Below are 12,837 nucleotides of genomic sequence, written 5' to 3'. Positions count from 1 at the left end.
TTGTGGATTTTATATATGCATTTCTTGTAGGAGGAGCTATTTGTGTAATTGGACAAGTGTTGCTAGATTTCGCAAAGTTAACACCGGCACATTTAATGGCAACTTTTGTAGTCGCCGGAGCTATTTTAGACGGATTCGGATTGTACGATAAGCTTATAAAATTTGCAGGTGCTGGGGCAACAGTCCCTATTACAAGTTTTGGACACTCACTATTGCACGGGGCAATGCATGCGGCAGAAAAACATGGATATTTAGGAATTGGAATCGGTATGTTTAGCTTAACGTCTGCGGGGATTTCAGCAGCGATATTATTTTCATTTTTTGTTGCACTTATATGTAAACCGAAAGGATAAATCAAATGAGACGAAGGGTTGTTTTGGTCACAGATGGAGATGAATATGCAAAGCGGACAATTGAGCTGTTAACAAAGGAATTTGGGGGGAGGTGTATTTCAGCATCGCAAAGTAATCCGACCAAATTGACAGGGAAGAAAGTTGTTGAGCTTATTATGCAAACGCCATATGACCCTGTATTTGTCATGTTTGATGACAGCGGATTTATAGGAGAAGGATCTGGTGAAAAGGCGTTAAAGTATGTCGCAACACATAAACAAGTTGATGTACTCGGTATTTTAGCAGTAGCATCTAATACACATCATTGGGAATGGGCGCGTGTAGATGTAAGTGTAGATCGGAATGGGAATTTGACAGAATATGGCGTTGATAAATTTGGACTCCCAGATGGTGAAATTGGCAGGATTAGTGGGGATACGATTTATTGTTTAGATGGTCTGAATGTTCCTGTCATAGTGGGGGTCGGTGATATTGGCAAGATGTGCGGAAATGATGAATGGGAGAGAGGATCACCTATTACTAGAAAAGCGATTCAATTAATTTTGGAAAGGAGTGGGTTTTATGACGAAGCCTAAAAAAGTGAATATCCCGATTTCATCTTTTTTAAGTGATAATGAAAATTATTTAAAGCAAACAGTTGGACTTGGTGTTACATACGATGTTGGTATTCGTAAATTTCAAATTTTAAATAAAGAAATTGGTGTGTTATTTGTAAATGGACTTTGTGATACGAATTATATTATCCCTATTTTAGAAGAAGCGGTGGATACAAATGAAATAAGGGATGTAGAAGAAGATACAGTAAAGCTTTTAGAGAATCGTTTAATTCATCAACAAGTAAGTAAAGTAAAAACGATGGATGATGTAATGCTCCAAGTATTATCAGGACTCATTGTTATATTTGTGGAAGGTGAAACTGAAGCGTTCGCAATAGATGTTCGTAGTTATCCGGGCCGGACACCGACAGAACCAGATACAGAAAAGGTAGTGCGTGGTGCAAGGGATGGCTTTGTTGAAAATATCGTTGTAAATACAGCGTTAATTCGTAGAAGAATACGCGATCCACGTCTTCGAAATGAAATGATTCGAGTAGGGGATAGATCGCAAACGGATATTTGTATTACATACGTTCAAGATGTTGCAAATCCGGATTTAGTGAAGATTATAAAACAAGAATTAAATAATATTGAAGTAGATGGGATTACGATGGCGGATAAAACGGTAGAAGAATTTGTAGTGAAACAAGGTTATAATCCATTCCCGCTTATCCGATACACAGAGAGACCAGATGTAGCAGCAAATCATCTGTTAGAAGGACATGTGTTAGTACTCGTTGATACATCACCAAGTGCTATGATCACTCCAACAACATATTTTCACCATTTACAGCATGCAGAAGAGTTTAGACAAAATCCAGCTGTAGGTACATTTTTACGTTGGGTACGTTTTTTAGGTGTTATATTTTCGCTATTCTTACTGCCATTTTGGCTAGTTTTTGTTTTTGATCCGACTCTTTTACCGGAAAGTCTTGCTTTCATTGGACCAAATAAGATGACGCATTTACCGATTTTATTACAAATTTTGATGGCGGAAGTCGGACTCGAATTTTTAAGAATGGCCGCCATTCATACACCGACATCATTGTCGTCGGCAGCAGGATTAATTTCTGCCATATTAATTGGTCAAATTGCAATTGATGTAGGCTTGTTTGTACCAGAAGTTATTTTGTACGTAGCAGTTTCTATGATTGGAGCATACGCTACGCCAAGTTATGAGTTAGGGCTTGGGAATAAGATTGGAAAATTGTTTGTCATTATTTTAACAGGCATATTTCATGAAATGGGATTTGTCATTGGAATGACGATATTGATTCTATTTTTAACATCTATAAAAAGCTTGCAAACACCGTATTTATGGCCGTTTTTACCGTTTGATTGGGGCGCGTTAACGAAAATTTTACTTCGTCCAACTATGTCTAGTTTAAAGGTTCGTCCAAGTATTGTAAGACCTCAAAATGTGCGAAGACAAAAATAAGCGGGATTATGCTCCGCTTATTTTTATTGAAAATTTATTGTTTTTTTAACAAAAATCAAACATTTTTTTTGTACAATTAGAGTAGATATTGTGTATGGAAGGGGAAGAGGACATGATTAAACTATTTGTAAGTGATTTAGATGATACACTCGTTTACAATATGAATGATATGCAAAAAGAAGATGAACGAGCGCTTTGTTGGCTAGCTGAAAACGGGACAAATATTTGTTTTGCCTCTGGCCGTTTTACTCACCGAATTGATGAGGCGGTAAAAAGGTTTTCGTTCCCGTATTACACAACTAGTTTAAATGGAGCGACAATGATACTACCGGATGGAAAAGTATTTCATGAATCGAGTTTTGAAGATGGGGTTGCCCAGGAAATATATCGATATATACATAAAAAGGGACTAGCAGATATTGTTTGTGCAAATGAGCAGCGATATACAAAAAGGAAGAATGAACATCACCATACTTTTGAAGAGTATATGGGAGTGCATATTGCTGAAATCGAAGAGTTAGAAGAGGAATTTGGGAAGACTGTACATCCTGCGAAATTATTTGTTTTTGGCGAAGAAGAAAAAATTGTAGCATTAGATCAAGAGTTGAGAGATACATTTCATAGCGAAGCGGAAGTCTTTATATCGGGTAAGCGATATGTTGACATTATGCCAAGAGGTGTAAGTAAAGGAAGCGCTCTGAAGCGATTAATGGAACATTTACAAATTGAAGCAAATGAAGTTGCATGTATTGGAGATTCTTTCAATGATATTTCTATGTTTGAAGTAACCCCGCACTCCTTCACCCTCCATCATGCTCATCCGTATGTGAAGGAGAAAGCAAATTATGTTGTCCGTTCGGTTGAAGAAGCTATTATGAAATTACCGTTACTTGTATAAAAAAGAAGCTCGTCACTGGCGAGCTTCTTTTTTACTTGAATAAAGATTTAACGAAATCAATGATACTAGAGAAGAAATCTTTTACTTTATCTAGGAAACTTTGCCCTTCTTCAGATCCTAAGAAGGCAGACACATGGTCTTTTGCTTTCTCTAATTGGCTACCAACTTGGTTCCAATCGATATTAAGATTTTTCATTTTATCAAATAACGCTACTAGGCTATCCAACTGTTCATCTGTTAATGTAATACCGAGTTGATCAGCAATTTTTTTAATTAATGTACGTAAATCTTCAGTTGTTTTTGGCTGTTCTTTTGCAATTTCTTCTTTAATTTTTGCAACAAGTTGAACTGCTTTTTCTTCGCCGATTTTATCACCAAGCTGGGCTGTTTGTACCATTTCTTCATTGGCTACTTTTTTTACTTCTTCAGGAATGGCTTTGTTTGATGTTGTTTCATAGGCCTTCATTAAACCTGTTAAAGCAGCAGTTCCTGAAACTTTAAATGGTGCAGTAATTTGAATCTCTGCATCTTTCACACCTGCTGTAATAAGTGCATTTGTGTACATTGCATCTGTTATCGAATTAATGTTTTTTGAGCGTACAATGAGACCTGACCCTGGTTTTGTGTATGTAATCATAGAAGAGGAAATAGCTCTCGTACCAATTTGCGCTTTTGGAACGATGCCCTCTAGAAATTTATGTTCTTCCGCATTAGATACAGTAATAATTTGTGCATCTTTTGGTGCTTTCATTTCTTTCAAAAGATCTTGTTTCTGTTGTTCAGATAAGTTTTCTCCTAGTGTAACAATTGATTCTCCCTCAATGATGTCTGCAAATGAAGCTGTTGGCATAATAAATACGGCTACAGCTAATAGCAGAGCTAGTAATTTCGTTTTCACGAAAAATCGCTCCCTTTCTCTTTCTTAAATTTTCGGGCAACACAGTTATTATAGTATATTTTTCTTATTTGTCACCTAGCTTCTTCCACATTTCAAAAAAGAAGTATGCAGATTGTCGGATTCTTTTTGTTTCTCGTCATGAATATGGTAATATAGTGCTGAGATAGTTGAAAGGAGACATATACATATGAAAACTTTAGGATACATATTAATGGAAAATGGCGAAAAAATCGATTTAGAATTTTTCCCAGAAGAGGCACCAAAAACAGTAGAAAACTTTAAAAAATTAGCAGAGCAAGGATTTTATGATGGTGTGACATTCCACCGCGTTATTCCTGGCTTCGTAAGCCAAGGTGGAGACCCAACAGGCACAGGAGCAGGTGGCCCAGGTTACTCTATCCCATGTGAAACTGATGGAAATCCTCATAGACATCTTGTTGGCTCACTTTCTATGGCACATGCTGGCCGTAATACAGGTGGTAGCCAATTCTTTGTTGTTCATGAGCCACAACCGCATTTAGATGGCGTACATACTGTATTCGGTAAAGCAACAAGCGGTATTGAAACAGTATTAAACATGCGTCAAGGCGATGTAATGAAAGAAGTTAAAGTTTGGGAAGAATAAGTTACGAGAAAAGGAGAGCGATTTTGCTCTCTTTTTTTATTTCCTATAAACAGGGATTGGTATATATTTTAAAGTATATGACACAAATAGGGCGGCTACTAACGTTAAATTATATTGTTCATGAGAACAAACTTTTAACAAAATACATAGGATGGAGTACGAATTATATGCTTCAATAAATGTATTTCTCTTAACATATTGCTTTTGGTAGAACTACTTTGTTCAAAAGTGGTTAATAAGTGAAATGTGATGAGAAAGGGATTTTCCTTTTAGTTCCTATATAGTATTGTCTCTTTTTTGAGCGGTGTAATAGAAAGAAATAGCGTGGAAACATATATTTGACTTTCTTCTTAACGCTTTGTATGATTATCAAGTTGTTTCAGCCCCTTCTCACTCTGGTAAAAATATTGTAGAATGAATGTGATATGAAAAGAGTGATTGAGGGGATAAATAGTTTGTAACTTTTGTAAGAAGGGATAAGGGTTATGTTAATTCGTTTTAAAAAAAGTTATGAAAAAATTGCAATGGGGCTTCTTTCATTTATGCCAACTGAAAAAGATGTAAAAACATTACAATTGACAATGAAAGAATATGAAGCGAAAGAGGATTGGCAATTGTATTTGTGGAAACAAAATGAAGATTTTGTTGGGATAATGGGGATTATAAAAAAAGAAGATCAGGTATTGGAAATTCAGCATTTGAGCGTGAATCCGTCTCACCGTCATATGGGGATTGGGACGAAGATGGTTCAAGAGCTTAAGAGTAAATTTCTTGAGTTTACAATTTGCGGAAATGAGCAAACAGCAAGTTTTTGCAAAAAGTGTAAAGAGCTTGAACAAAATATACATTCATGAAAGCAGGGATAAGTAGTTTATTATCTCTGCTTTCTTTTTTGTAGTTGCTCGTGTCGCTCAGAAATGACTTCTGTTCGATCACGCAATGTGTGCTTACTTATGATGTATTCACCAGGAATGACGTTCACATCTTTCCAAGAGAGGTTTTGTTTCTTACATAACTGTATGCATTGTTTTTCTAACGATACGTCTAATAAGGGTAAAAATAACGGCGCAAAAATTTCCTTTTTGTGGATATAGTGTAATCTTTCATTTAATAAGAACATAAGTTGTTTATGATCTATTCCTAATTGATGTAAAGATGTACTGTTCTTTTCTAAAAGTGCTATTGCGCTTTTTATCATCTTCTCTGCACCATTCCAGTTGGATCGTCTGTGATGGTATAAGGAAACAGCAATTTGAATGAGACCGACTAAGTAATTGTCGCGTTCTCCTCTAGGTTTTAATTTCCAATACTCTTCTAATATTTCATGACATTCAAAATAATCATAGTCTCCGTGAAAATGAATTAAAAATTGTATGTACTCGGTAGGATACATTTTATTCGCTCCTGTCTAACGGTTATATGTACAGTTTATCATAGAAATATTAACAATAAGCGACTAGGGAAATATCCCTAGTCGCTTTATTGCGTCCTATTAGCAGAAGCAAGCTGCTCCTACAATGATTAGTAAAATGAACAGTACAACAAGTAATGCGAACCCACCGCTAAAACCGCAATCAACGTGACCCATAGTTTTTTGACCTCCTACATTGTTCTTACTACATTGTTATCATATGAAGCGGTGGGCATTATGACATGGGCATAGGTCTATTTTTAATTAAATTTCTTAAAAAGGTTGGATAGAACATGAGTATGCTCTATACTTATGGTGTTATAGAAAAAATGTGGTGGGATGCTTTGTGCAGTATAATTTTAAAGTAGAGGCTTTTGAAGGGCCTTTAGATCTATTGTTACACTTAATAAATCGTTACGAAATTGATATATATAATATTCCTGTAGCGAAAATTACAGAGCAATATCTATCTTATGTCCATACGATGAAAGAATTACAATTAGATGTTGCCAGTGAGTATTTAGTAATGGCTGCAACGTTATTACAAATTAAAAGTAAAATGTTGTTACCGAAACAAGAAGAAGATGTACCTGATAACGGTGAAGACTTTATAGATGATCCTCGTCAAGAATTGATGGAGAGGTTAATTGAATATAAGAAATATAAGCAAGTTGCTACTGAGTTAAAAGAAAGAGAACAAGAAAGAGCACAGCTATATACACGTCCGCCAATTGATTTTACATCATTTCAACAAGAAGAGGAGACAAGCTTACCTCTTGATGTTACGTTATATGATATGTTAGCGGCATTTCAAAAGCTAATGCGTCGTAAAAAAGCAAAAACCCCCGTAACAACGCGAATTACTCGCCAAGAAATACCAATTGCACAGCGAATGACTGATATTCTACAACAGTTAGAAGTAAGAGGCGGTCGTCAAAGCTTTTATGATTTGTTTGTTGATGAAGAACGTGAAATAATGGTTGTAACATTTTTAGCGGTTCTTGAGCTAATGAAAAATCAACAAATCATAATTGAGCAGGAACATAATTTTGATGAAATTTTCGTATCAAGCTCTAATAAATCCGTATAGAGTTGATGTGAAGATGGGATAGAAATATTTTATCTCATGTTAGGTTTTAATGTATCGTTTGGAACGAGAGAAGAAATATTGAACCGAACGCATTTACTGTGATTCGGTTTTTTTATGTGTGTTTTTTATGGGAAATAGGAGAAAGGAGTTCGTAAAATGGATAGAAAAGAACAAAAATCGATTATTGAAGGGCTTTTATTTGTTGCAGGTGACGAAGGGATTTATCCGGAACAGATAGCTAAAGTTCTGGAAGTTGAAGTGGAAGAAGTAATAAACAGTATAGAGGAAATGCAAAAAGAATGCGAAGGATCGAATCGCGGTTTGCAAATTGTACAATATGCAAAAGTGTATCGTTTTGCAACAAAGAAAGAACATGCTTCGTACTATCAAAAATTAATAGATACTCCAACCGCGGCTTCACTTTCTCAAGCAGCTCTTGAAACGTTGGCAATCGTTGCGTACCGTCAACCGATTACAAGGACAGAAATGGAAGAGATTAGAGGTGTGAAAACGGATAAGGCATTACAAACGTTAGTTTCACACTTACTTATAAAAGAAACGGGAAGAGCGGAAGGACCAGGGCGCCCTATTTTATACGGAACGACGAAAGAATTTCTAGATACGTTTGGATTGAAAACATTAGATGATTTACCACCTCTTTCGGAAGAAAATGAACAAATGAATGAAGCAGATTTATTCTTTGGTTCTTTACAGGAATTATCAAAATAAAAGCTTAGCATTTTGCTAAGCTTTTTTTGTATATCAATTACAGAGCGTGCCATACTAAATGAAAAAAGGAGACGAGTTATGAAAGGTGTACGGAGTATTCTATTGTTGGTTTCTGTTTTATTATGTTTTTCGTTAAACAGCGCATCGGCTAAAAGATATATGATGTCTATTCATACTGCGTCTTCTATACATATGCAGCGGCAACATTTCGGTAAAATGAAAGTGAGTTTTTTAAAAGTTGGACAAGGTGATGCGACACTTATTACATTGCCAAATGGTCAAACGATGTTAATAGATGGGGGTCCTTATGAAGCGGGAGAGGTCATTATTCAAAAACTAATTGAAAAAAGAATTAATCATTTAGATGTGATTGTAAGTACTCATCCTGATATGGACCATATAGGAGGACTTATTCCAATTGTAGAGCAAATGCCAGTTTCCCTCGTATTAGATAGCGGGAAAACATATAGTTCATTTACTTATCATACGTATCGAAATAACATTAAAAAAAGGGGCATTCCTTTCATTTCAGTGAAGGAAGGACAATACATACCGCTAGATCCACATGTTTCTATACAAGTATTAAACAATGGTAAATCGAAAGACGAGAATAACGAGTCCTCAATTGTGTTAAAGATTCGATATGGTAAAGCGGACTTTTTATTAATGGGTGATGCTGATATACGGACGGAAAATGAAATATTAAAGCAATTTGATGTACATGCAGATGTATTAAAAGTTGGGCATCATGGCTCGTATACTTCAACGAGTGAAACATTCTTAAAAAAAGTAGATCCACAATTCGCTATTCTTTCGTACGGGAGTAGAAATCCATATGGGCATCCTCATCAGAGTGTAGTAAGACGATTAAAACAGCGTGGTATAATGATATATGGAACAAACAAGCGAACTGTGGAAATAGAAACAGATGGTGAACATATTACTATGGGGGCAAGCGGTCTTATGCCATTACTTAAGTAACTAATTATATAAGAGGTTATTATCCATTTTGGTAAAAATGGATAATATATATTAGAATGAAAAAGAAATCAATTTCCTTTTTTCGCTGAACGAAGAGGAAATTTCATTAGAATGTATAGACAACTACTTGTGTGTATATTAAGATGGAATTAGGCGAATAAGGTAATAATAATAAGTAGGTATTTCATGGGAAAGGGTCGATGAAAATGAAAACGCAAGTTGTCATCAATGCCGAAATTTATACAGGTAAAGAAGTAGTGGAAAACGGATTTATTCGTTACACAGAAACAGTTAAAGAAATTGGTTTGATGGCTCAATATGTATCACAAGAAAATGAAACTGTGTTAGATGTGGCAGGAAAGATTGTGATTCCAGGTATGATTGATGTTCATATTCATGGTGGATACGATATTGATGCGATGGATGCAAATAGCGATGGATTAGTAACTCTTGGTAAAGAAATGTTAAAAGAAGGAGTTACAACTTACTTCCCAACAACAATGACACAAGCTCCAGAAGCGATTGAAGCGGCGCTAAGTGCTGCGAAGGAAGCGAAAGACAAAGGAGCACATTTCGAATATATTCACTTAGAAGGACCATATGTTTCAAAAAAACGTGCGGGTGCACAACCACTTGAACATATTGTTCCTGCGAGTATCGAGCAATTTAAACAATGGCAGGAAGCAAGCGGTAATTTAATTAAATTAGTAACATATGCACCGGAAGAAGAAGGTGCGTTAGAGTTTGAACAGTATCTTGCTGAAACAGGTGTTGTTGGCACAATGGGGCATACAGATGCAATTGATGCACAACTGAAAAATAGAAAAATTACACATGCAACACATTTATACAATCAAATGCGTGGATTACATCATCGTGAACCAGGAGTTGTTGGTCATGTGTTATTAAATCCAGATGTAATGGTTGAAGTAATTACAGATGGTATTCACATTCACCCTGATATGGTGAAATTAGCATATAAATTAAAAGGACCGAAAAAAGTAAGTGTCATTACAGATGCAATGCGTGCAAAAGGTCTTGAAGAAGGATTATATGAGCTTGGCGGACAGCCAGTACATGTAAAAGATGGCAGTGCCCGATTAGAAGATGGAACGTTAGCTGGTAGTATTTTAAAAATGGATCAAGCTTTCCGAAATGTAATTGAATTTACAGGATGTTCAATCGAGGAGGCAGTGTTAATGACATCAGTTAACCAAGCAGAAGAATTTGGATTAAATAATAAAGGCGCGTTAGCGGTAGGTAAAGATGCAGACTTTGTTGTTATGACTGAAGAATTACATGTATATGATACGGTTCGTTTAGGAATTCATATGAAGGAAGGGAAGTAATTAGATGAATATTCTAGTTGTAAAAACTCCAGAAGAATTAGCAGGAGCAGGTTATAAGTTAATTAAAGAGATTGTAAAATCAAAAGAAAATCCAACTTTAGGAATGGCTACAGGAAGCTCTCCATTAGGTATTTATGCAGAAATGCGAAAAAATAAACTTGATACAAGTCATGCAACCACTGTAAACTTAGATGAGTACGTAAATTTACCACACGAAGATAAAAACAGCTATCACTATTTCATGCAAGAACAGTTGTTTGATCATCTTCCATTTAAACAAACTTATGTACCGAATGGGATGGCAAGTGATTTAGAGGAAGAGTGCAAGCGTTATGAAGGCATTCTAGTAGCTAACCCAGTTGACTTACAGATTCTTGGAATCGGTGAAAACGGTCACATCGGATTTAATGAGCCAGGAACACCATTTAATTCTCCAACTAACATTGTAGAATTAACAGAATCTACACGCCAAGCAAACCTTCGCTTCTTTGAAAATGAAGAAGATGTGCCGACTCATGCGATTACAATGGGAATTGGAAGTATTATGAAAGCGAAACAAATTCTACTTGTTGCTATGGGATCTAAAAAGGCAGAAGCTATTAAAGAATTATTGCAAGGTGAATATAGTGAGGCGTGTCCTGCTACAGTTTTACAACGTCATCCGAATGTAACCGTAATCGCAGATCCAGAAGCTCTATCTTTATGCAGTGAGGCGATTGCTGATGAACATCGACAAGTATTCACCATTTCCGATTTATTATCAGATTCAAGAGTGGGTGAAACAGCTAATTGAGGAAGGCGAATGGAAGCCGGGAGATAAAATTCCGTCTGAGAATGAACTTTGTGATAAGTTCGAAGTGAGTCGTATGACAATCAGACAGGCGATTAATAACTTAGTGGAACAAGGTTATTTATACCGGAAACGTGGGATTGGAACGTTCGTCCAACTTCCGAAAGTGGAGCAAAAGTTGCAAGGAATGACGGGATTCACAGAAGATATGATATCTCGTGGTATGAAACCGAGCAGCCAGTTATTAAGTTTCCGCCTAGTTCCAGCTACTGCTAAAATAGCAGACCGGCTGAGAATACAAGAGGGAGAATCGGTTTATGAAGTGAGGCGTACGCGCTTAGCTGATGACGAACCGATTGCATTTGAGACGACATATTTGTCGCCAACTCTTGTGAAAGATATTAACGAAGAAATATTACAACAATCTTTATATGAACATTTAGAGAAAAAACTGGGCTTTAAGCTTGTTCGCGCTACTCAATCAATTGAAGCTTCAATTGCAACGGATAATGAAGCTGAACATCTGCATATTCCTAAAAAGGCGCCTGTACTTGTAATGCGTCAATGGTCATATTCAGAAGGTGAGTTACCGTTAGAGTATGTGAAATGTATTTATCGTGGGGATCGTTACAAGTTTATTACGAACATCGCACGTAACAAGTAATATATTTCAGTTTGTGAAGTACAGTGAACTTTGATGTTTTCAACATGTAAAGAAATAAAAATACGACTCATCCTTATAAGGATCGAGTCGTATTTTTATTTGCTTCTTCATTATAAACAAGTACTTGGTTAACGGCATCTTTGACAGCATCTACTACATAGTGAGCGTGCTCTTTTACCGCATCATCAGCTTGAGACATAGCAAAACTATGAGGAGTTAAGGAAAACATTGGAATATCATTGTAAGAATCCCCTATGCATGCAACCTCCTCTGGTTGTATTTGAAACTCTTGTAATAAAACAGAAATAGCAGAACCTTTACTAATATTTGGTGGCATTACATCTAAACATTGTTCAGCTGAAATGAAAGTACTAACTTTTCCATGGAATTTTTCATCGATCTTTTTTTGAAGGAGTTGTAAGTTTTCTTTTGTTCCACCGATAGAAATTTTATTTGGAAAAATTGTATCATCGATTTTCTGTAATAAATTTGGTTCTTCAACAGAAGTCATTGCTACTTGTTTTTCGAGTTCATGAATAAAAGGTGTCTTTTCTTCAATATAGTAATTATGCTCATCACTTACATAACGGAAATAAGGGTCTTGATTTGTCATAGCTAGTAAATCAGGAAGAATGCTGGAATCAAAATTTGCGGATAATAGTTGCTTATTTTCATTAGTGTATACAAACACACCATTTACACTAATACGATGGAAATTTGTATTTACAGCTTTCATTAAGTCTGCGATTTCATTATCAAGTCGTCCAGAAGCGAAGCAAAGAATAACATTTTGCTCAGCAAGACTGCGAAGTGCCGCAACATCCTGTTCATCAATCAGACCTCCATGCTGCATCATTGTACCGTCAATATCACTTACAAACATTTTAATCATGTTGCTATCTCCTTTCTATGTACAGTTGCTCTTACATTATACGCATCATATACAAACATGTCTAAAAAATGAATTTTTATCAAATGGTAGATGTTTTACATTGACGACAAAGAAGAATGTTCT

16 protein-coding genes are annotated in these 12,837 nt (G+C 35.9%); 12 read left to right on the top strand and 4 right to left on the bottom strand.

Going from position 1 to position 12,837, the window contains the following annotated elements:
- Positions 1 to 2: 2 nt before the first annotated feature.
- The 4 genes from spoVAE (at position 3) to NSQ69_RS20030 (ending at position 3,285) form a co-directional block, all read left to right on the top strand.
- Positions 3 to 353, top strand: coding sequence for a stage V sporulation protein AE (gene spoVAE / locus NSQ69_RS20045; protein ID WP_002014916.1), 351 nt, complete (start codon positions 3 to 5; stop codon positions 351 to 353).
- Between the two features lie 5 nt (positions 354 to 358).
- Positions 359 to 928, top strand: a complete 570-nt coding sequence (locus NSQ69_RS20040) for a stage V sporulation protein AE (RefSeq protein WP_002088445.1) — start codon at positions 359 to 361, stop codon at positions 926 to 928.
- Complete coding sequence (gene spoVAF, locus NSQ69_RS20035; protein ID WP_002128950.1) at positions 915 to 2,387, top strand: spore germination protein SpoVAF; 1,473 nt, start codon at positions 915 to 917, stop codon at positions 2,385 to 2,387. The genes NSQ69_RS20040 and spoVAF overlap by 14 nt, the downstream gene beginning before the upstream one ends.
- 94 nt (positions 2,388 to 2,481) lie before the next feature.
- Positions 2,482 to 3,285, top strand: coding sequence for a Cof-type HAD-IIB family hydrolase (locus NSQ69_RS20030; protein ID WP_002014913.1), 804 nt, complete (start codon positions 2,482 to 2,484; stop codon positions 3,283 to 3,285).
- A 31-nt stretch (positions 3,286 to 3,316) separates the two neighbouring features.
- On the opposite strand, the gene NSQ69_RS20025 is transcribed toward NSQ69_RS20030, so the two are convergent.
- Positions 3,317 to 4,183 carry a DUF1002 domain-containing protein gene (locus tag NSQ69_RS20025; protein ID WP_002014912.1) on the bottom strand — a complete coding sequence of 289 codons (867 nt, stop codon included), beginning with the start codon at positions 4,181 to 4,183 and terminating at the stop codon, positions 3,317 to 3,319.
- 187 nt (positions 4,184 to 4,370) lie between these two features.
- Between NSQ69_RS20025 and NSQ69_RS20020 the strand changes: the two genes are divergently transcribed.
- Complete coding sequence (locus tag NSQ69_RS20020) at positions 4,371 to 4,808, top strand: peptidylprolyl isomerase (RefSeq protein ID WP_000853785.1); 438 nt, start codon at positions 4,371 to 4,373, stop codon at positions 4,806 to 4,808.
- Between the two features lie 485 nt (positions 4,809 to 5,293).
- A complete protein-coding gene (gene ribT, locus NSQ69_RS20015) occupies positions 5,294 to 5,662 on the top strand; it encodes a GNAT family N-acetyltransferase RibT (RefSeq protein WP_000908403.1) in 369 nt (122 codons plus the stop codon).
- 20 nt (positions 5,663 to 5,682) lie between these two features.
- On the opposite strand, the gene NSQ69_RS20010 is transcribed toward ribT, so the two are convergent.
- A complete protein-coding gene (locus NSQ69_RS20010; RefSeq protein WP_002128947.1) occupies positions 5,683 to 6,201 on the bottom strand; it encodes a DUF309 domain-containing protein in 519 nt (172 codons plus the stop codon).
- Between the two features lie 99 nt (positions 6,202 to 6,300).
- Complete coding sequence (locus tag NSQ69_RS20005) at positions 6,301 to 6,396, bottom strand: YjcZ family sporulation protein (RefSeq protein WP_000510194.1); 96 nt, start codon at positions 6,394 to 6,396, stop codon at positions 6,301 to 6,303.
- Positions 6,397 to 6,565: 169 nt separating this feature from the next.
- On the opposite strand from NSQ69_RS20005, the gene NSQ69_RS20000 reads away from it, so the two are divergent.
- The 6 genes from NSQ69_RS20000 to phnF all read left to right on the top strand — a co-directional run bounded on the left by NSQ69_RS20000 (position 6,566) and on the right by phnF (position 11,822).
- A complete protein-coding gene (locus tag NSQ69_RS20000) occupies positions 6,566 to 7,309 on the top strand; it encodes a segregation/condensation protein A (protein WP_002128945.1) in 744 nt (247 codons plus the stop codon).
- 156 nt (positions 7,310 to 7,465) lie between these two features.
- Entirely contained in the window at positions 7,466 to 8,038 is a 573-nt protein-coding gene (gene scpB / locus NSQ69_RS19995) for an SMC-Scp complex subunit ScpB (RefSeq protein WP_002128944.1), read from the top strand.
- 78 nt (positions 8,039 to 8,116) lie between these two features.
- Positions 8,117 to 9,019 carry a ComEC/Rec2 family competence protein gene (locus NSQ69_RS19990; RefSeq protein WP_002128943.1) on the top strand — a complete coding sequence of 301 codons (903 nt, stop codon included), beginning with the start codon at positions 8,117 to 8,119 and terminating at the stop codon, positions 9,017 to 9,019.
- 206 nt (positions 9,020 to 9,225) lie between these two features.
- Complete coding sequence (nagA, locus tag NSQ69_RS19985) at positions 9,226 to 10,368, top strand: N-acetylglucosamine-6-phosphate deacetylase (protein ID WP_002088433.1); 1,143 nt, start codon at positions 9,226 to 9,228, stop codon at positions 10,366 to 10,368.
- A 4-nt stretch (positions 10,369 to 10,372) separates the two neighbouring features.
- Complete coding sequence (nagB, locus tag NSQ69_RS19980; protein WP_341099623.1) at positions 10,373 to 11,161, top strand: glucosamine-6-phosphate deaminase; 789 nt, start codon at positions 10,373 to 10,375, stop codon at positions 11,159 to 11,161.
- A complete protein-coding gene (gene phnF / locus NSQ69_RS19975) occupies positions 11,091 to 11,822 on the top strand; it encodes a phosphonate metabolism transcriptional regulator PhnF (protein WP_078172874.1) in 732 nt (243 codons plus the stop codon). The genes nagB and phnF overlap by 71 nt, the downstream gene beginning before the upstream one ends.
- A gap of 73 nt (positions 11,823 to 11,895) precedes the next feature.
- On the opposite strand, the gene NSQ69_RS19970 is transcribed toward phnF, so the two are convergent.
- Positions 11,896 to 12,714 carry a Cof-type HAD-IIB family hydrolase gene (locus tag NSQ69_RS19970; RefSeq protein WP_002014903.1) on the bottom strand — a complete coding sequence of 273 codons (819 nt, stop codon included), beginning with the start codon at positions 12,712 to 12,714 and terminating at the stop codon, positions 11,896 to 11,898.
- Between the last annotated feature and the right edge of the window lie 123 nt (positions 12,715 to 12,837).

It is taken from the genome of Bacillus sp. FSL R10-2201 (genome assembly GCF_038008665.1).
GTDB lineage: Bacteria > Bacillota > Bacilli > Bacillales > Bacillaceae_G > Bacillus_A > Bacillus_A mycoides.
Note: the sequence above shows the minus strand (reverse complement) of the source record. Positions and strands in the feature narration are given on the sequence as shown.

Excerpts from the sequence above, each read along its gene's own strand:
- spoVAF (WP_002128950.1), top strand. The coding sequence starts at position 915 with ATGACGAAGCCTAAAAAAGTGAATATCCCGATTTCATCTTTTTTAAGT.
- phnF (WP_078172874.1), top strand. The coding sequence starts at position 11,091 with ATGAACATCGACAAGTATTCACCATTTCCGATTTATTATCAGATTCAA.
- nagB (WP_341099623.1), top strand. The coding sequence starts at position 10,373 with ATGAATATTCTAGTTGTAAAAACTCCAGAAGAATTAGCAGGAGCAGGT.
- NSQ69_RS20005 (WP_000510194.1), bottom strand. The coding sequence starts at position 6,396 with ATGGGTCACGTTGATTGCGGTTTTAGCGGTGGGTTCGCATTACTTGTT.
- nagA (WP_002088433.1), top strand. The coding sequence starts at position 9,226 with ATGAAAACGCAAGTTGTCATCAATGCCGAAATTTATACAGGTAAAGAA.
- NSQ69_RS20040 (WP_002088445.1), top strand. The coding sequence starts at position 359 with ATGAGACGAAGGGTTGTTTTGGTCACAGATGGAGATGAATATGCAAAG.
- NSQ69_RS20010 (WP_002128947.1), bottom strand. The coding sequence starts at position 6,201 with ATGTATCCTACCGAGTACATACAATTTTTAATTCATTTTCACGGAGAC.
- NSQ69_RS20020 (WP_000853785.1), top strand. The coding sequence starts at position 4,371 with ATGAAAACTTTAGGATACATATTAATGGAAAATGGCGAAAAAATCGAT.
- scpB (WP_002128944.1), top strand. The coding sequence starts at position 7,466 with ATGGATAGAAAAGAACAAAAATCGATTATTGAAGGGCTTTTATTTGTT.
- ribT (WP_000908403.1), top strand. The coding sequence starts at position 5,294 with ATGTTAATTCGTTTTAAAAAAAGTTATGAAAAAATTGCAATGGGGCTT.
- NSQ69_RS20030 (WP_002014913.1), top strand. The coding sequence starts at position 2,482 with ATGGAAGGGGAAGAGGACATGATTAAACTATTTGTAAGTGATTTAGAT.
- NSQ69_RS19990 (WP_002128943.1), top strand. The coding sequence starts at position 8,117 with ATGAAAGGTGTACGGAGTATTCTATTGTTGGTTTCTGTTTTATTATGT.
- NSQ69_RS19970 (WP_002014903.1), bottom strand. The coding sequence starts at position 12,714 with ATGATTAAAATGTTTGTAAGTGATATTGACGGTACAATGATGCAGCAT.